15 protein-coding genes are annotated in these 19,308 nt (G+C 52.2%); 3 read left to right on the top strand and 12 right to left on the bottom strand.

Going from position 1 to position 19,308, the window contains the following annotated elements:
• Positions 1–5: 5 nt before the first annotated feature.
• The 10 genes from HK20_RS00505 to HK20_RS00455 form a co-directional block, all read right to left on the bottom strand.
• The gene (locus HK20_RS00505) at positions 6–1,088 is read right to left on the bottom strand and encodes a hypothetical protein (RefSeq protein ID WP_143296434.1); all 1,083 of its coding nucleotides are present in this window, start codon (positions 1,086–1,088) and stop codon (positions 6–8) included.
• A 671-nt stretch (positions 1,089–1,759) separates the two neighbouring features.
• On the bottom strand, positions 1,760–2,254 hold the full coding sequence (locus HK20_RS00495) for a cytochrome c (RefSeq protein ID WP_086645143.1): 495 nt from the start codon (positions 2,252–2,254) through the stop codon (positions 1,760–1,762).
• A gap of 10 nt (positions 2,255–2,264) precedes the next feature.
• Complete coding sequence (locus HK20_RS00490) at positions 2,265–3,515, bottom strand: FAD-dependent oxidoreductase (RefSeq protein WP_086645142.1); 1,251 nt, start codon at positions 3,513–3,515, stop codon at positions 2,265–2,267.
• Positions 3,516–3,776: 261 nt separating this feature from the next.
• Complete coding sequence (locus HK20_RS00485) at positions 3,777–4,514, bottom strand: class II aldolase/adducin family protein (protein ID WP_086645166.1); 738 nt, start codon at positions 4,512–4,514, stop codon at positions 3,777–3,779.
• Positions 4,515–4,548: 34 nt separating this feature from the next.
• Complete coding sequence (locus tag HK20_RS00480) at positions 4,549–5,595, bottom strand: isopenicillin N synthase family oxygenase (RefSeq protein ID WP_086645141.1); 1,047 nt, start codon at positions 5,593–5,595, stop codon at positions 4,549–4,551.
• Positions 5,595–6,464, bottom strand: a complete 870-nt coding sequence (locus tag HK20_RS00475; RefSeq protein ID WP_233129016.1) for a sugar phosphate isomerase/epimerase — start codon at positions 6,462–6,464, stop codon at positions 5,595–5,597. Before HK20_RS00475 ends, HK20_RS00480 begins: the two co-directional genes overlap by 1 nt.
• 25 nt (positions 6,465–6,489) lie before the next feature.
• Positions 6,490–8,883 carry a TonB-dependent receptor gene (locus HK20_RS00470; protein WP_086645140.1) on the bottom strand — a complete coding sequence of 798 codons (2,394 nt, stop codon included), beginning with the start codon at positions 8,881–8,883 and terminating at the stop codon, positions 6,490–6,492.
• A 154-nt stretch (positions 8,884–9,037) separates the two neighbouring features.
• The gene (locus HK20_RS00465) at positions 9,038–9,763 is read right to left on the bottom strand and encodes an amino acid ABC transporter ATP-binding protein (RefSeq protein WP_086645164.1); all 726 of its coding nucleotides are present in this window, start codon (positions 9,761–9,763) and stop codon (positions 9,038–9,040) included.
• 16 nt (positions 9,764–9,779) lie between these two features.
• A complete protein-coding gene (locus HK20_RS00460; RefSeq protein ID WP_086645139.1) occupies positions 9,780–11,354 on the bottom strand; it encodes an ABC transporter substrate-binding protein/permease in 1,575 nt (524 codons plus the stop codon).
• Entirely contained in the window at positions 11,354–12,307 is a 954-nt protein-coding gene (locus HK20_RS00455; protein ID WP_086645138.1) for a LysR family transcriptional regulator, read from the bottom strand. The genes HK20_RS00460 and HK20_RS00455 overlap by 1 nt, the downstream gene beginning before the upstream one ends.
• 315 nt (positions 12,308–12,622) lie before the next feature.
• On the opposite strand from HK20_RS00455, the gene HK20_RS00450 reads away from it, so the two are divergent.
• From HK20_RS00450 to HK20_RS00440, 3 genes are read left to right on the top strand one after another with little or no spacing between them, the layout of a single operon-like run.
• Positions 12,623–13,495, top strand: coding sequence for a dimethylarginine dimethylaminohydrolase family protein (locus tag HK20_RS00450; RefSeq protein WP_086645137.1), 873 nt, complete (start codon positions 12,623–12,625; stop codon positions 13,493–13,495).
• 26 nt (positions 13,496–13,521) lie between these two features.
• Complete coding sequence (locus HK20_RS00445) at positions 13,522–14,466, top strand: glyoxylate/hydroxypyruvate reductase A (RefSeq protein WP_086645136.1); 945 nt, start codon at positions 13,522–13,524, stop codon at positions 14,464–14,466.
• A gap of 35 nt (positions 14,467–14,501) precedes the next feature.
• Positions 14,502–15,746 (top strand): M20 family metallo-hydrolase, encoded by a 1,245-nt coding sequence (locus tag HK20_RS00440; protein WP_086645135.1) that lies wholly within the window; start codon positions 14,502–14,504, stop codon positions 15,744–15,746.
• 138 nt (positions 15,747–15,884) lie between these two features.
• Here the strand turns inward: HK20_RS00440 and HK20_RS00435 are convergent, their stop codons facing one another.
• Positions 15,885–17,066 (bottom strand): aminotransferase class I/II-fold pyridoxal phosphate-dependent enzyme, encoded by a 1,182-nt coding sequence (locus tag HK20_RS00435; RefSeq protein ID WP_086645134.1) that lies wholly within the window; start codon positions 17,064–17,066, stop codon positions 15,885–15,887.
• Positions 17,067–17,509: 443 nt separating this feature from the next.
• On the bottom strand, positions 17,510–19,111 hold the full coding sequence (locus HK20_RS00430; RefSeq protein ID WP_143296433.1) for a hypothetical protein: 1,602 nt from the start codon (positions 19,109–19,111) through the stop codon (positions 17,510–17,512).
• Between the last annotated feature and the right edge of the window lie 197 nt (positions 19,112–19,308).

The following is a 19,308-nucleotide window of genomic DNA, read 5'->3' as shown; positions in this document are numbered from 1 at the left end:
CACATTTAGAATAAATACTTCAGCCCCATGAACCATATGATGGAGGACGACACAAAAGATACAACGCAAGCCCCATAAACAAGGCTATGCCTGAATTTTTGTTGCTTCACAAAATCTGCAACTACAATAATCGTTAATGGGCATCCCCAGATATACCGATGTATGGACATAAGCGATGTGGATGATGAGATCAGGAACGTGAACAGCAATATCGTTGCTTCAACACAATACTTTCTCTTGTACGCATACCATATAATAACGATGTCTATAAGGAAGCTTACAAAAAGATGTATTCCATGCAGATGTTTTAAATAGTTCCAAGCAACCACCACAGGAATACGAAATTTTCGTTCCCACGCAATCTGGGCATGCGAAAATGCCAGACCATCCCCCATGAGATGATACAGATACAAGCTATACAACCCGATTGCGCTGAACCCCACCAGAGCAACCAGTGCATAACTCATAAAATCATATTTTTTTGCGATTATATTTTTAAAACCTGCCTCTTTCATCAAGAAAAATGACAAGATCAAACCCACCACAAACCCGGTCGGCCGACAAAAAGAAAGAAGAAATATTGAGGCCATGAGCGCAGGCATATTCTTCTTATAAAAATTATACAGGCTGATCAGCAGCAGAATGCCATAAACACATTCTGTGTACTGGATTCTATCCCACAAGCAAAATATTGAGAAAAACGAAAGAAAAATAATAACCGTATTATCTAAATTGCACTTCCTGATTTCATTGTATTTTATCAAAAAATACGGAATGAAAAACAATATTATGTTGTTAATGATCAGGCCGGAAGCCTGCACGCTGAGTGTAGAAAGATACGAAAATCCCTTTATCATCAGGATATAAAGAGGAAAAAAACACCAATCCCCCATTCCTATCATCGTCTGATAGAGATGCGAATATTTTCCGTATCCATGATTAGCTATATAAGAATACCAATGGCAGTCCCAATGACATGTGGCTGGCACCACTCCCCCGAACAAGGGAGTCAGCATAAAAAACAGGGCCGTTGATAATATATAGAGAGATATATATTTTTTGTTGATTATTTTTTTCATCGTTAACATGTCGTATCTCTTGCAGATTTCACGCAAATTGGTTTGACCCGCTCTTGAATATCAAGTCCCCCGTATATCTCAGCCTCAAGATACTCCCATGCACTGATATTTTTATTAATATAGTAATTCCTGTAATTTTGACTGACACGGGGATGAATCATAATGAAAAGTGAAAAAGCACTGAACACCGACAGAGAGAAAAACAATATTGTTATGAACAGTTTCTGAAGCGTTGTTTTTTCTTCGTCGGGTGGCATCTGTCTGTATCCATTATTAAAAAAATATTTATGAAATCCATTGCGTTATACTGCATGAAACCAGACGCAACAGAACATAGAGCGCCGTCACATCGCGTTTTACTCCTACCTTCAGACTAAAAAAGGAAGGCTTTTTGCATAAATTATATTTTCGTGTCAATATAATGACCACAAATAAGCATGCTAATATTTTATTGAATAATATTTTTGTTACTACAGAAAAACACCCAAACGATGGGAAGAAAAGCATTATTTTGTTTATGCGTCATTATTTCTGAATAAAGCCATCCTGGGATTTAGAGCATCAAGAGGAAGCTTCAGGCATGGTGCCGTAGCAGCTACCCGCCAATGTTTGGGCTAACCTATCTGTATCTACCCGATAGAGGATGCGCCGCAGCTGAATATTACGGCGCGACTCCCCTGTTACGGCTTGGTAGCTGCAGCAGAACTGGCAGAAGGTGCAGGAAAGCGAAGTTTGGCCAGTCGGGCCTCTTCCATCGGCAAAGGCGCATCCGTTGCGGAGACCACTCCGTTCTGGTGCAGAAGAAACGCAACCAGAGCTGCCGTATCCTGTGGCGGCAGAGTGCCCGGAGCCATGAGCGGCATGGCACGGGATATATATCCGGCTAATTGGTCAATCGGGGTGTTCGCCCAACGTGCCGTAAAATACGTGCTCAGGTCCGGTACGTCATGCCCACCTTCAAGGTCGGCACCATGGCACATGGCGCAGGCTCCAGCATAAATCTGCGCGCCATGTGCCACCTGCTCAGCCGAAAACGAGACAGCATGCCCATTACCGCTCTGGCTAGCAGCATGAGCGGTATAGTGCGTGTCAGCCCAAGCCGGAGCAGTATGGAGCAAAAAGACCGACAGCACAGAAGCAAAACGAGCAGTAGGCAGGGTAAAGAAGCGGATCATGATAGTGCTCTTATCCGGCACGAGGCTGAAAACGGGTAAAAAGATCGCCAATAATAGCAATGGCCTTTTCTGCCTCGGCGCGGTCAGGGTGTTCAAAACTGTTCCCCACACCGTCCATCTCACCCAGTCCGGACATGTCATACCCCTGAATCATCACGCCATCGGATTTGGAGATCATGGCCGCACCTTTGTATTCCAGCGCATAAGATGCGTCGGGCTGAGGCGGGAGCCAGCTTGTCTGCCCACGGACAGGAATGAGGGATTTATCATTCCACCAGTCCCGCGCAGCATAGCCGGGGCAATTGATCACCACACGCTCGGGCAGGTCCGCCAGATCAGAAGGACTATGGAATTCGCGGATAACTATACGCCCACCTGCCTGATGGAACTCTTCGAGCAGAAGGTGGCCGTAAGAACCAAAATTATAGATCATGAGCGGCGTGCGCCGTGCATAAGCTACGGGAAACGGGTTATCGGCCCCGGCCAGCAGTTCGGGTGCGGGAATAATATCGCTTATCAGGCTGGCATATTCGGCAAACTCCGCACTGTTCTGCGGCATACCTGTGGTGGCAAAGCTGCCTTTGGCCGCATCTGCTGGGGCAGGCCCATGGTCTGCCGCATCCGGTGCTGTGTCGGACAGGGTATAGTTATCCCGAAAATCGATTGGATTGCCCGGCATGCCCAGATAATCCCGATAGGTCTGCCAGGAGTAACGGGCCATTTTTTCCCACGTTCTGGCAAATTCGGAGCCAGCCTGCTGGGTTAGGGCTATGCGCGAATCTGGTGTCCAGCTCCCATTCGCCCGCACGGAACGGGTATGGGGGAGCAGGTCGCGGGTGTAGATGGTGACATCCAGCCCAGCACGCTGCGCGGTCAGGGCCGAAGTCAGGCCGATAATGCCACAGCCTATAACCGCCACCCTGCGTTCCAGCGTAGCCGCGGCATGCCCAACGGCCATGTAAGCCGCCCCCCATGAGAGCGACCAGCCGCTACCACCATGGCCGTAATTATGCACCACGGTTTTGCCCGCCACATGCTCCACATCCATGCGTGGGCCAGCAGGGCGGAACGGACGCAGACAGACCTTTATATCCATGATCTGGTCCGCATGAGCACGAATAGGCACAATACGCGGGATGGTTCCGTGCAGGGCCGTACGCCCAAGAGCGGCTGCTGCATCTGGGGTGGCGGCCCAGCCCCGTCGGGTGCTCCCCATTATTCCGGCTGCCAGAGAGGCCGCAAACAGGTCTCTGCGTTTCAAGCTGCGTATCCTAATTGTGTGATCAACTGGCGAATAGAAGACCTAGCATACGGGAGTTTGCCGTGCATGCGCTACCCCTGCGCGCAAAACGACCGACCATGAACTTGCAAAATGGGTGATTTATCTGACTGAGCAGGCTTTACACCCGGCAAAACTCCTGCTGGCAAGGATGCAACACATCTGTTGTACCGCATCTGGCGCAGGCGGGCAGGCACCCTACCAAGGAGAGGCTCAAAAGCTCCCCCTGGCAGGGTCAGATGCTCAGTTTTTGTAGTCAGGCTGTTCGCGGTCAAGCTTGCGGCGCAGGGCTTTCCAGATCATCTGCCCCTGATCGGGGTCCGTATCAAACTGGTTTTTGGCACGAAGCATTTTTTCTTCTGACGGAATGTGTAGCGGTACCCCGGTGGACTGCGCTGCAATCTGGATCTTGCAGGCCTGTTCCATGTAGTACATGCGATAAAATGCCTGTGCCACGGTGCTACCTACAGTCAGCAGGCCGTGGTTTTGCAAAATAATGGCATTGCGTGTGCCAAGGTCACGCACCAGACGTTCACGCTCGCTCAGGTTGTCATCCGCTGCAATACCTTCGTAAGCATGGAAGGCAACTGCACCATAAAACTCGATATTGATCTGGTTAAGTGGAAGAATCCCCTGATCCTGTGCCGCAATAACCATACCGGCAAGGGTATGCGTATGCATGACGCATGCAGCATCCGGCCGATTGGCATGGACAGCGGAATGAATGACAAACCCGGCAGGATTGATGTTCCAGCTTGTTTTTTGCTGCGGAACACCATCTGCGTCCACCACAACCAGACTGCTGGCTGTAATTTCTTCAAACAGAAGCCCATACGGGTTAACCAGATAACGGTGCCCATCACCGGGCAGGCGGACGGAAAGGTGCGTATAAACCATATCCGTCATGTCAAAATGCGCGATAAGCCGGTATGCGGCTGCCAGGTCTTCGCGCAGTTCCTGTTCTGTCTGCTGTGTTGTCATTGTTGTGGTGTCCTTAAATTCAAAAAAGGTGGTTTCAGGCTGAGGCAACGCGCTTGAAATGTCCAAAAGTTGCTGTTTTGCGTGCCCCTTCGGGGAGCTTGAGATCCCCTTTTTCAACCTTGCGCACCAGATACTGGTATGTCTGCAAGGCCTGCGCCCACATGTGCTCGCCAATAGTGATGGTTTCGTAGGAAGCCGCATCATCCTTGGCAAAAGCCGGTAACGGGCGGATCTGGGTATGGTAGTCGCAGGCGTAAAAGAGCGGGAAGGAATAGCGCTCTTCGGCAACCTTGCGCACCCTGTGTGCTGTTGCCACAAACTCGCCTGCGGTCATGACTTCAAGCATGTCACCAATATTGACCACAAACGCTCCGGGGATGGGGGGCGCGTCAATCCAGTCTCCGTGCCCGTTCATCACTTCCAGCCCCGGCTTGTCTGCCAGAAGAATTGTAAAGCATTCGTAATCCGTATGAGCACCAATGCCGGGCGCATCCTGCGCCTGTGCGTCATGCGGGTAATGGATCATGCGCAGCTTGGAGGGCGGAAAATTGGCTACGGAATCAAAGTAGTTTTCCTCCAACCCCAGAGCGAGAGCAAAACCGCTGAAGAGCTTGCGGCCCAGATCAAACACCGCACGGTAATAAGCTTCCGCCGCGGCCTGAAAACCGGGGAGGTCCGGCCAGTTGTTAGGGCCAAGCAACGGGGTTCCGGCTTGTACCAGCGGGTGATTGGCCGGAACTTCGTAGCCAATATCAAACGCTTCCTTATGATCGGGGCGGCCAGCGGAATACACCTCCTCCCCTTCAGGCACAAAACCTTTGTGGGTGGCAGAGGTGCCTATGTAATATTCCATCTTCTTTTCAAAAGGCTGGGCAAAAAAATCACGCGCAACCTTGCGCACACCCTCGATCAGATCCTCTGGCACATTATGCCCGGAAATAAAGAGAAAACCGACATTACGCGCAGCATCACCCAGCTTGTCCGCTACGGCCTGACGTTGCGCAATATCAGGACTGTACAGACCACTGATATCAATAACGGGAATACGGGTGAAAGTTTCGGTGGTGGTGGAAACGGACATCAACCCAGTTCCTTTTTACTGCCACGCGCTGACATGGCCTGTTGAAAATGCTGGCGTTCTGTCTGGCCAGTCCAGATGTTAAGGGACCACAGGTCCGCAACCGGCATGTTGGTAAACGGCAAGGTGTGCAGATAACCATCCGGCCCACATTCGGGGGTCATGGTGGTTGTGGTGTAGCCCCGCGCAAGCTGACTCTGCCAGATCTGCTGCCAGATACTCTGGTGGAACCGTAAGGCGGGTGCATATTCCGGCGCGCCGGGATGGGGGGCCTGTGGCCCCTGATCATACCCCACACGTGCCTGAATGTGATGCACACGCTCGACAAAAGCGGACAGGTCATCTGCCGGGTCATTCAGCAGGCGTTCACAGCACACAACCCAGTGGCTTATGTCCGCCGTAAACAGCATATCCGGCACCTGTGCAAGCACATCCAGCGTTACCCACGGTGTTGCCAGAATACGGGAGCGGTGTGTTTCAAAACAGCAGAGCACATTGGCTGCACGGCAAATTTCCTGCGCCTGCGCAATAAACTCTGCCTGCTGGCTTGCGGGCCAGCGGTCGTTGCCCCCCAGAATGGTGACAAACCGAGGGTTCATGGGCAATGCGCGGTCCACAGCACACCGCAGGTCGTCCAGATGATTTTGAACAGAGGCACTCTGGTTGGGAATAACGCCGCCACCTGTCATGGCTATGGCGATATACGGTGCCCCTTCTTCTCGCAAAATAGTGCTGCATTCCTGTGCGGCAGCATGGGTTGGAGGAATACGCGCCTCCAGCCCGGTAAACCCCGCGACACGGGCTTCCGCCAGTGGGATGTCCCACCGGCGGTTATCTCCCCACAATGTTCGGAAAAGTTCAAATTTCATCATCGCTTTCCCGGTTTTTATTCAGGTATCAGAAGTTGTAGTGCAAGTCGCAGCCAACCCAGCGGGGTGTCTGGATATACTGGGCGCGGTTCCCGTCACTCCCGGTAAAGGAGTAGGTGGAGCCATGATTGTCCTGCAGATTGTCAACATAAACGGCAGCAGTCCATTTGCCGGTTTTGGGGCCAACTTCCATCCGCAGGCCAAGCGAGCTGATCTTGCTGGTCTGGGCGTTACTATCCCCCAATGCGGCCCACATGTTGTCTTTCCATGTGTAGCTGGCCTGCAATGTGGTGCGGTAGCGGTCAAAGTTGATGTTGTAACGTGCAACAGCACTCCATGAGAACCGCGGCGCAAACGGAAGCTGGGAGTTATGCGCGATCTTTGGGTCCAGTGTCAGGCCGGGCAGCGAGTCAACCGGGCTTTTGATCTGTGCATCTAGGTAGGCAAAGGAACCACTCAGATCAAGGTTAGGAATAACGTTATGCAAGGTGGTGGAAACTTCGCCACCCCGTGTGCGTGCACGCGGAATAGTGCCCAGCGTCAGCGAGTTGCTGGAAATGTTTGAATTTGCATAAGGGTGGAACGTACCAAAGAAGAGTGTCTGACGATTGTGATATTCGTAGTCAAACAGGGAGCCTTCCAGAATAACCTTGTTATGCAGAAGGGAGGATTTGATCCCGACTTCATAAGCAATCAGATTTTCCGGACGGACATAATCCAGTGCTGCGGGCGCCAGCACAGGGGCTGCAAAATAACTGCCTGCCTTATAACCGTTGGAAATGGTGCCATAAGCATAAGTGCCCGGCACAATCTGGTAACGCAGACCAACACGCCCGGTAAAGCGCTCGTAATCGTGCTGCTGGTTAAGATGGTTGATCGCACCATTAAGCGTTGCATTGTACGGAGCAGCAAGGCGCGGGCTTCCGTTCCCGACCGCCGAGTACACCGAACCACCATTAAAGCCACGTTCATCATAGGAAAAACGACCAGACGCGATAAAGTCCAGCTTTTTCGTAATATTGGTGACCGTGTTGACATAAACACCGGTGGACAGGTTCTGCTGCGAGAAATGGTTGGTCAGGTTGACCATGCTACCGGGGTCATCCATGCGGTAGCTGGTGTAGCTGCCATCAATCTTGTCATAAGATTCGTAAACACCAACCGTCAGATGGAAGATTTTGGCCAGATTCATGCGCAGGTGCATGTCATGCGACTGGGCAATAGCCGTATCGTTCCAGCGGTAATCGGCATATTTGGTGCCAACGCCGCCTACCACGCCCGTACCGTCGGAGCGCACCCCGCCAGCAACGGTGCCAAGACCATCGTAGTTATCCAGATCATTCCGGCGGTAAAAATCAATCCCCGTTGTGGAGGAGAACGTACCAAAATCAAAAATTTTGGTAAAGTTGAGCGAAACACCACCGCCATTTTCGTTGCGTTGGGGCGGGGTATTGCCAACATTAACAGCATGCGGGTTGGGGTTTGCACCCACACCACCATTGGCAACCGTATCCATGTCCTGTGGGGATGTGGACCGCCCCTTATCACGCGTATAGTGGATATTCAGCAGGAAGGATGAGGTATCATCCACCGTAAACTTGGTCAGGTTACGCATTGCCAGCAGATCCTGCGAGCCATAACGCGCACCCGTTGCAACGTCTTTCTGCCAGCCATCGCCCTTGACGTAGTTAAAGGCCAGGCGGTTGGAAATCTTGCTTGTAATGGGGGTGTTAATGGCAAAGCGGCCACGGCTGGTATTGTAGCTACCATAACCCCACTCCGCATACCCCCCAAACTTATCGGATGGTTTTACGGACTGTACGTTAATGCTACCACCGGTAGTGCTGCGCCCCATGTCAAAACCCTGCGGGCCTTTTTCCGTTGCAACACTTTCCACATCCAGCATCTGGCCGGTGTAGAACACGGGGAACGGAGCCAAAACACCATCAAGGTAAATACCAATGCCACCCATGTTGGTGCCAACATAGTCATCCAGCCCAACACCACGAATGGAGAAAATGGGAGCCGAACCAGAGACAGCGTTGGTTGCCGTCACACCGGGGGTAAAGGAGGCAATGTCCTTGGGGTTCTCCAGATGGAGCGAGCGGAGTTCCTGCCCGCTGATCACGTTGACCGTGGTTGGCTCGGACAGATAGCGATGGGCATGGGTCTGCGTGACTTCAACCTGCTCGGAGCCCCCTTGCCGAGGGGCTGAGCTTTTGCGGCGCGGCGCAGTACCCGCATGCTTATGGCCTGGGGCACTGTGGCTTGCATCTGCAGACGGCGGGCTTGCAGCAGAGGGTGCAGCCGTTGCCAGTGGGGAGGTGGATGCCAAAAGCAGGCAGGGCAGAGCTGGCAGGGTAACATACGCTGGAACCGAAGCCAGAAGGCGGAAGGACCGACGTAAAAACAAGGATTTCATGCCCGTATTCCTGATTTTATTCCAGTTGGAACCGGCCCTGGGCTTCTAAGGCAACCGGTCTTTTCATTTCCATTTGATAACGAAATCTCCGGCACATTCGTTTGAAAATGACTAAATCATACTTTTGCTTGTTGGCATGCGGCCCTGTAGCGTCTCAATAACGGAGCATCTGGTTAAGAAAATTCTGTGCCCGCTCCGACTTGGGCGAGGTAAAAAAAGTTTCCGGGGGCGTAATTTCTACAATTTTCCCCTGATCCATAAAAATAATACGGTCAGCAATCCGGCGGCTAAACGCCATCTCGTGGGTTACGCAAACGGTTGTAATACCCTGCTCTGCCAGTTCATCCATAATACCAACCACCCCCACAATGGCCTCGGGGTCCAGCGCTGCGGTTGGTTCATCAAACAGCATCACTTCTGGCTGCATGCACAGGGCACGGGCAATGGCTACACGCTGCTGCTGCCCACCAGACAACTGAATGGGGTATTTATCTGCCTGATCGGGAATCCCCACCTGTTCCAGATAACGGCGGGCAAGGGCGGTAGCCTCCATACGGGTCATGCGCCTGACCCGCATGGGGGCAAGAATGCAGTTTTCCAGCACGCTCAGATGCGGAAACAGATTGTAGTTCTGGAACACCATCCCAACCATGCAACGGAGCTGTATGGGGTCCGTTTTTTCATTGATCAGCTTGCCATCAATGGTAAGCATACCGCTGTCATGCGGTTCAATCTGGTTGAGCGTGCGGATAAGGGTTGATTTTCCGGACCCGGATGGCCCCAGAACCACAATTTTTTCACCACGGCTTATATCAAAATCCACACGGTCCAGAGCAACAAACTTGCCGAACAGTTTGCTCATTCCCCGGACGGAGATCATGGGAGTGGTTGTGGTTTCATGCTGCATTGGAAACAACCTTTTTGCGGTCAGACCAGGAAAAACGTCGTTCCACCCGTTTCTGAAGGAAAAGGAAAAAGAACACCATGACAAGGTAGTAAATCAGTGCTGCGGCATAATACTCGGTAAAGGCGAATGTCCGTGCCACCTGTATCTGGGTGACCGCCAGCAACTCCTGCAACGAGATAACAGACGCCAGAGACGTGATTTTTAACAGATTGATAAATTCGTTAATGGTTGGCGGCAGGGCAATACGAAAAGCCTGCGGAAAAATAACGCGCCAGTAAATATCGCGCCGGCTCAGGCCCAGAGCACTTGCGCCAAGCTCCTGCCCCGGATCAACCGCGCTCAATGCGGCACGATTGATTTCGACCTGATAAGCCGATTCATTAATGGACAGAGCCAGAATGGTGGCCAGAAAAGGCGTAAACCACTGTTCCCGAAAAATAGGGAAAAACTGCGGAACCGCATTCCAGATAAACAGAAGCTGGAGCAGTGTAGGCGCAGCCCGGAACAGCGACACATAACCCTCCAGCGCCACCTTTAGCAGCGATTTTTGCGGGCTATTCAAAACAATGGCGATCGGCACGGAAATTGTGATGGCAATAAAGTGCGAAATCAGCGCAACACTCAGGGTAATCAGTGCACCGTGCAAAAATGCCATGGACGTAAGAGCGGAAAAGAATGCGCCCCAGTCAAACATTCCGCCTGCCCCGGCCTGCGTTGCATCGCCTTTTGTGGACTGGTCGGTAACAGACCATTTGGTGCGGAATGTTTGCAGCGTACCATCGCTATCCAGCGCCGATATGGCATTCTGCAACAGTGTCCGGTCCTCAGGATTCTGGCGGATATAAATGGCAAAATGGCGGTAATCCGGAATATTGGGGGTAATCAGCACATGCAGTTTGTCCCCCAGCTGGCGCATACGGTAAAAAAGCTCGACATCCTGACTGACGAAGGCAAAAACACGCCCGATCAGCACCTGCTGCACCACCTGCTCTTCGGTTGGGTATTGCTGGATGATCATGGGGGGCTTGCCCGCAGCAATCAGGGCATCGTTTACAACCCCCAGCCGGGTTACGTAGCTGGTGCCGGATTCCACCGCAACATCCTTGCCCGACAGTTCATCCATACTGCTCAGGGAAGGAGTGCCTTTGCGTCCGACAACAACCAGCGCCGTATCCTGATAGGAAACGGCATCAAAGCTTTTTTCCCGCGCGGGGGTGCGGATAATACCGCTCATGACCAGACCGCAGCGTTGGGCGGAAAGGCTGGGGAACAGCCCCGTAAAATCCATGGTGATCACAGACAGGCGGGCATGCCAGCGCGTGGCCAGTGCCTGCGCTACGTCTATGTCAAACCCTTCCGGGTGTGTAACATCCTGTCCTTTTACAAAGGTCATGGGGGGCAGCGTGGGGTTGGTACAAACGGTTAATGTGCCGTCCTGCACGAACGAGGGAACCTGCTCCGCCCGGGCTACGCCGGGCAGCACTGCTGCGGTAAGCGCAACCGCAAGGGCCGCAACCGGACGAAGCCTGCGGGGGAGCCGCAGGTAAGATAAAACGCTGGTCATCAATAGGAAGCTTCCAGAAGGGTACGGAACGTCTCGACCATCAGGCTGGTTTCGGGGGACGTACGTGCCAGAAAATGACAGCAGGTGATCAGCCGCAGATCGTTAAAAACAATCCGGCGCAGCAAACCCTGTGCAACAAGAGGAGCGGCAAACACTTCGGGCAGAAAGCCCATATAACTGCCAGAAAGAATGAGCAGGGCGCGCGCATCCACCTTGTCGGCCTTGGCACGATAGGTAAACAGCGGGCGTATCTCCTCCCACCTGTCGGATGTGGCGGCATCTGCCACGCTGACCATGCTGTGGCTGGTCAGCACATCAAGGGTGATGTCTTCTTCAGGCATATGGAAAAGAGGATGGCGGGAGCCACAGAACAGAAAAGACGCCTCCGCCACAAGCGGGCGGCAACCCAGCGGGGCCTGCCCCTGTGCATACAGAGCAATGCCAGCCGTGGCCTGCCCGGTCATGACCGCAACTTCTACCTCCTTGGTGGAGGCGGAATGCAGGTTCATGAACACACCAGGGTGGCTTTGCGTAAAGGTGTGAATGGCTTTGACCAGCGGTGTCTCACCATGGGTCTGTATGTTATCGGGAACATACAGGTTAAAAGTGCCGCTGAGCATGCCACTGGTCTGGTTGATCTGCTGGCGGAAGTTCTCCAGACTGACAAAGAGTTTGCGGGTTGCCTCCAGCACCTCGCGCCCTTCATCCGTAAGGGCAAAGCCACTGCGGCCGCGCAGGCAGATGGTCAGGCCCAGACGGGTTTCCAGCGCGGAAATATCCAGACTGATAGACGATTTGCTTTTGCCCAGCGTAATTTCGGCCGCACTGAAGCCCCCCTGTTCCGCCACAGTGTGAAAGACACGCAGCAGCCGCAGATCAATTTCGGAAACATGCCCCTGAAAACCGCGTGGCCTCTTTCTGGGGCGGGGTGTTTTATGGCTGCTTCCCGTCATGGTTTGAATGCTCCTGTCGGATGGGGCGTCAAGAAGAGGGCGGAAGGTGCTGCCAAAGGCTCCTGTTCTATGCTGGCAAACCGTTATCGTTCTTTATCCAGAATAATTATGACGTGGAAAATATACGATGTGAAGAGAGAACCAGTGCAATGCATAAACATACGCGCACCAGAACGCAGCAGAATGACGGTTTTCCGCGTTGTTTGCCTATGTTTGCGAAAAAACCAAAGTAAACTCATATCTGTTCATATTGGGTCCGAAACGAGGCTCGGATAGCCTGCAAGGGAAAACAGATACCTTGGGGATTGACAAGACATGGCTGCAAACAGGTGGTTTATTGATAGCGAAACCGGTGTGCTGACAGATGTTCTTTTATGCCCGCCAGATTATTATGAATGGATTCCGAGCAACGACATCGCCATTCAGACCATGGCTGGCGGTGGCAGTATTGACCGGAACATCCTGAGCAGCCAGTTCAACGAGCTGGTTTCCACCCTCAAGGGGGCGGATGTTTCCTGCCATTTTCTCACGCCGCACAAGGGCATGCCTTACGAGGTCTACACCCGCGACAGCTCGCAGACCACGCCATTTGGCACGGTAGTCACCAGCCTTTCCCGCCCTGAACGGGTGGGGGAAGAAAAGGAAATCCGCACCTTTTATGCACCCGACGAAATCTGGCGCACCTGCACCGCAGGCCGGATTGAAGGGGGGGATATTCATATCATCCGCCCCGGTCTTCTGGCCGTAGGGGTCAGTGGTGGGCGCACGGATACCAAAGGGGCGGCCGAGTTCATCAGCTGGTTTGAAGAGGCGGGCTGGACCTGCCGCATGATCCATTTTCCCGAACATTTCCTGCATCTGGACGTTATTTTCTGCATGGTGGCGGAAAATCTGGCGATTGCGGCAGTCGATGTGCTGGACGAAGCAGATCTGGAGTGGTTCCGTGAGCAGGGTATCCGTATTCTGCCCGTAACCTACCGTGAAGCCATGCGGGATATGGGGTGCAACGTGCTGGCTCTGGGGCGTGACCGGGTTGTAAGCCCGCGCCATTCCACCCGTATCAATGCCATGCTGCGGGCCGAAGGGCTGAGTGTGCTTGATCCGGAACTGAACCAGTTCTCCCGCGGGGGGGGCAGCATTCATTGCATGACCATGCCCTTGCGCCGTCAGTCTTTGCAGACCGCGTAAGGCACAAACTAAAGGAGCGGGGGCAGATGCCAGCACGGATTGTTATCAGCGCAGATGGCAAGAAGGCGTATGAAAGCTGGCATCAGGCCTTTGCTGCTGTCGCGCCTGATCTAGATGTCTGCTCATGGTATGACCCTGCGTGGGAAGTCGGGGGGGATGATTACGCACTCGTCTGGACCCCCGAACCTGAACATATGGAACGCCTTGCGGGCATGAAGGGTATTATCTGCACCGGAGCGGGTGTTGACCACCTTCTGGCGCACGAACACTTCCCCCGCACGGTTCCACTTGTCCGCATGGGCGGGGAGCAAACCGCACGGTTGATGGCCGATTATGTTCTGTGGGCGGTTATCGGTCTGCTGCGGGATGCCCGGACATGGGCCGTGCAGCAGCAGCAGGGGATATGGCGCAACAATGTATGCTGCCGCACATCCAACACGACCAGAGTAGGCGTTATGGGGCTGGGCCACCTTGGGGCCTATGTGGCACAGGCGCTGGCACAGGTCGGCTTTTGCGTATCGGGCTGGAAACGTACCCCGGCCGAACTGGATGGTATAACGGTCTGGAGTGGGGCGGACACATTGCCCGATTTTCTGGCCGAGCTGGATGTTCTGGTCAATCTTCTACCCGCAACCCCTGCAACTGACGGGCTGATCAACCACGCCCTGCTCAGCCAGTTGCCCAAAGGGGCCGGGTTTATCAATGTCGGGCGCGGGCGCCACGTGGTGCAAAGCGATTTGCTCCGCGCTCTGGATGATGGAACACTCTGTGGCGCAGTACTGGACGTGGTAACACCAGAACCCCTGCCACCAGAAGATCCCCTGTGGCACCACCCACGCCTGACCATAACCCCCCATGTTGCCTCTGAGGCCGCGCGGGAGGTGCAGGCCCGTTACGTAGCCGACGTGGTGCGCAGTCTGGAGCGGGGGGAAAAGCCCGCATTACTGTGCGACACAGCACGTGGTTACTAAAAACCGAACAGCTTGAAACAGGGAATGGACAGGATATGAGCCAGCACGCCAACCTGACAGTAAACGGACAGGCCCTGTGGCATGACCTTGTCACAACCGCAGCCTTTGGCGGCACAGAAAAAGGTGGCGTCTGCCGCCTTGCCCTGACGGATGAAGACAGGCAGGTTCGCGCCTGGTTTGAGCAGACATGCACGGCACTTGGCTGCACGGTTACGTATGACTCCATGGGCAACCAGTTTGCACGCCGCCCCGGCACGCGTGATGACCTCCCCCCTATTATGATGGGCAGCCACCTGGACACACAGGTCACAGGTGGTCGCTTTGATGGCATTCTGGGGGTGCTGGGGGGCATTGCCGTTTTGCGCGCCCTGCATGATGCAGGAGTTACAACCATGCATGCGCTGGAAGTTGTAAACTGGACCAACGAGGAAGGCGCACGCTTTACCCCGCCCATGCTGGCATCGGGCGTTTTTGGGGGAGCCTTTACCGAGGAATTCGCAGGCTCCCGCGCCGATGGAGCCGGCATAACCCTACGGCAGGAACTCGAACGCGGTGGTTTTGTTGGCACAGAACCCTGTGGCCAGCACCCTGCCGCTGCATATTTTGAACTGCACATTGAGCAAGGCCCCGTGCTGGAAGCCGAAGACCGCACCATAGGCGTGGTAACGGGTGTGCAGGGCATGCGCTGGTACGAGGTTGTTGTACGTGGTCGCTCCGCCCATGCAGGCACAACCCCCATGCCCATGCGCAAGGACGCACTCCTGGCTGCCGCACGCATGATTGAACAAGTCAATGCCGTGGCTCAGGCCCATGCGCCTGAAGGGCTAAGCACTATCGGTATTATTACGGCACTCCCGGCCAGCAGCAACGTTGTGCCACGGGAGGTCCGCTTTACAGTGGACCTGCGCAACCCGTCAGAGCCTGTCTTACAGACCATGGAAGAAGATTTCCTACAGCGCATGCAGGCCTGTGCACTGGAAAACGATGTGCAGGTCACGGTTACACCAACATGGAACTCCCCGGCTGTTCATTTTGACCCACGTTGCATTGCCAGCGTTAAGGAAAGCACGGAAGAACTTGGCTACAGCATGCGCGATATTGTTTCCGGCGCCGGGCATGATGCCGTTTATGTCTCCCGTGTTGTGCCAACTGCCATGATCTTTGTGCCATGCCTGCATGGAATCAGCCATAACGAGGCAGAAAGCGCCACACCGGAAGACGTCACGGCGGGCAGCAATGTTCTATTGAATGCTGTTTTGAAAGCTGATCATCTTTTTTAAAGAAATCTTTTTTCACTACACCCCTTCAAAGACCATTCTGGCTTTCCAGCCCTAGAAAATGCACTTTATAAAAAGGGGAGGGAGAAGTTGATCTTCTCCCTCCCCTTTATTGAGCGGCGTTGCAAACCAATCAGCTTATCACTTAATCAGTGACGCAACCTGTTCCATGGCTTTACAAAAAACCTGCACATCGCTGGCCGAGCCCACGGTAATTCTGGAACAGGTTGGCCAGATATCCCAGCTTCGTCCGATAATCACATTGTTCTGGGCAAATGTTCTCACAATTGGCCCGGGTGCTGTACGCCAGTCTGCCATAAGCATATTGGCTTCACTTGGAATAGTCCGGACGCCATAATGGCTCAGACATTCCTGCATGACTTTGCGGTTTTGGCGTGTTTCAGAACGCCGCTTTGCAATTTCAGCCTGATCTTTCAGACTCTCCGTGCCAATAGAAACAGCGGGAACGGAAAGCATGGTCGTCTGGTAAATGCCATCATACCGCATCATTCTGTCATGCAGTTGCGGGTGAGCAATGCTCAGCCCCAAGCGAAGTCCAGCCATGCCGAACAGTTTGGAAAAAGTACGTAAAACAACAAGATTACGGCACGACCCAAGCAGTGAAACCGCAGAGGGGGCGTTACTGAAATGCAGATAGGCTTCATCCACCACCAGCACGGATTTTTCAGGAATATTACGGGCAAGCCATGCAATATCCGCTAACGGCGTAACCGTGCCTGTCGGGTTATTGGGGCTGCATATGTAATACATACCGGCATGCGGATCAGCCTTGAGCATGGCCCGCACATCGGTCTTATAGCCATTGTCTGCCCTTAGGGGGACTTTGGTCAGGGGGATCTGTAGCCATTCCGCAACACCCCATACCGTCTCGTATGTAGGGTTGCTGGTTACAAGGCCCTGCGTAGGCGAACAGAAGGAAATCACAGTCCGGCACAGCGGGTCGCTCGACCCCGGCCAGGGAGTTACCAGCTCTGGCGAAATATGATCATACGTTGCCACGGCTTCAACAAGCGCCTGACGCTCCTTACCGGTCAGATAGCGATTGCCGTTCAGCAACGCCTTTTGTCCGGCGGGCAAGGCCGAGGGAAAAGGCCCCGTCCAGAATTCATTCCCATTGAGCAGAATGGCCCCCGCAGGGTAAACCCCGCCTACAGGCAGGGTATCCGCTCGGCTCCTGTGCCAGGGCATGCCGGCCATAACAGCACCGGCGCCCAGAACAAGACCAATGCGACCGATCTGCCTGCGGGAAAAACCACGCTCCTGAAACTCCTGCTGTGTGTGCGGTGGCAGAGGGGCAACCATGGCGTGTCTCCTGTCGGGGAAAGAAAGGAATCTGGGAGAAAACTTCTTTGGCTCAAACACAACTCGTGCAGAGTAGCATGGTGGCCAAAGTAGAAGGATCAGAACTGTACGAAAAAGAGGTGAAAAGGAAAGTTCACTTTTGTTGTAACGGAAATCGGTCTATATGTTCCGATAACGTATCTAAAAATATGCTATGAATACAAGCCTGAAAAATCAGAAGGGCGTTCAATTCATCGCCAGTCACTTTATTCCTCTCCAGAACAAAGCGTCCAAACCCCTGACTGCAACACACAATGCATGGAGTATTAACCCATTGGAGCAATGGTACGCGCGTCCTCCAGCAGCCCGACTATGCAGAAGCTGCTTCTGCCAAGCCAGAACGACAGCGCGCTGCCCCACAGGTAACGCCTCAGGGGCAGAAAAAGCGTAACAGAGGCCCTGCCCTATTTTGACCGGCAATTACTCTGTTCTGTCCTGGCCACATTCAGTTGGTAAACTATAAAGCCCTGCTCCAGATAACCATTGGGATACCTCGCGATTTCACGCGTATTTTCTAAAAACCTCTTTTTTTGTTCGGGTGTTACGGTAAACGTCCAGTAGTTGTACATATAATTTCGGACAGATTTTTCCGCATTCTCATCCATGATATTCAGAACAGAACTCCCTGCTTTCTCCTTGTCATTAGCAATCAGAATCAAGGGCGGAGATTTAGAACACACGGCCAGCTTTTGTGCGGCCTTGAGCAAATCATCCAGATTGTAATCCAGCTTGTTTTTATAAGGAACGACAACATCATAGTCATTCAATGTCATCATGAACACGGGTCGTTTTGTATAGTAAGGAATTGCCTCCAGATTATAATCCATGGATGAAAGAATAGGAGAATCCTTTAAAATTTCGTCTTTATTGATAAAATCCACAAACTGTTTGGACATGCTATTAGGTTTATGCACCTCATGAAATGCCAGCAAACCAGACAGAATGACTTGAATAGTGAGTATTGTATAAAATGAGACAGAGCCAATTTTATTCAGAACATTACCGGCAGGCTCTTTATACGTGTTCTTCTTTATCCACAACAATGCAACAACAAGCATGAGCCAGAGAGCCTCATGCCGATAATTACCTTGATAAACGATAGAGAAAAAAGCAGAAAATCCGATAAGAGACAGCGCTGCAACAGAAAATAGAAAAGCATCACCCCACAAAACAAGGGGGGAAAACAAGATAGCAGCGTAAGCGACTGCCTCCAAAACAAGATATACAATTTTTCCGAAAAGGTGATGGCCGAAAACATCAGATAAATAGTCTTTGCACCCGAAAAAGGTCAAATGCTTGAAAAATCGGAAATGGTGTTTGACAGTCATCTCTACCGGATGCGCCGCCGCCAGGTCATAGCGTGTTGGATAAACTGTCATGAAACAGGCAATAAATCCCGCAATACCCAGAAAACTGTTGAGGCATGCTTTTTTAGTGTCCTCACTCCACTTTTTGCCATTTTCGTACCAAATACTTAATGGCCATAAAACTGAAAATCCCCCCACAATCAGAGCTGAGTGTACGTTGGTATTAGCCAACAAAAACAAAATAGGACCCGAGAAAATATATTTGTATTTATCAGTTGAAAAACAGCAGGCAAGCAGCAGCATCAACAGAGCGCTTATGCCATAATTCCTATCCATAACCGTATATTCATACAGCATGGGATAGCCAAAAAGTACCAGAGCTTTGAGTCTGAAATTAAATGGAGAGAAAAACAGCAGCAATATTACGGAGCAAAGAGATATGAACAACGATGAAGCTGGCAAAACATAATAAGAATCAGTTATCCAATATAACAACTGCTCTATTTTATAGACCAAAAATGGGTGTGGATTCCCAATAATATGGATCCGGGACGTTGCCCCTATACCTATCATAAAATTCCGCACTTCATCCCGCCATAGGGCATGATGAAGAACCAAGTATGTTATGGTTAAAATCCACAACATAAAAATTCCAATTAAATTAATATTTTTATTTTTTAATAAGCCACCTTTACTCATTTTTTATTTCCACAATATTTTGCCATTTCGGAACTCATAAAGCAGAAAACAACGCCATTCAAGAGGATTTTTTAAGTGTCAAGACCATCAACTTTGAGAATTTGTGCTTAATATTTTTCACTATTGAATACACACCATAAAATTTCATTTCCACCAATAATCAGAGCATCCTCGCACAAATATCCAACATTCTTCTC

This window comes from Acetobacter sp. DsW_54 (assembly GCF_002153575.1).
Classification (GTDB): Bacteria; Pseudomonadota; Alphaproteobacteria; order Acetobacterales; family Acetobacteraceae; genus Acetobacter; species Acetobacter fabarum.
The sequence above is the reverse complement of the archived record's forward strand: the minus strand, read 5'-3'. Positions and strand labels throughout refer to the sequence as shown.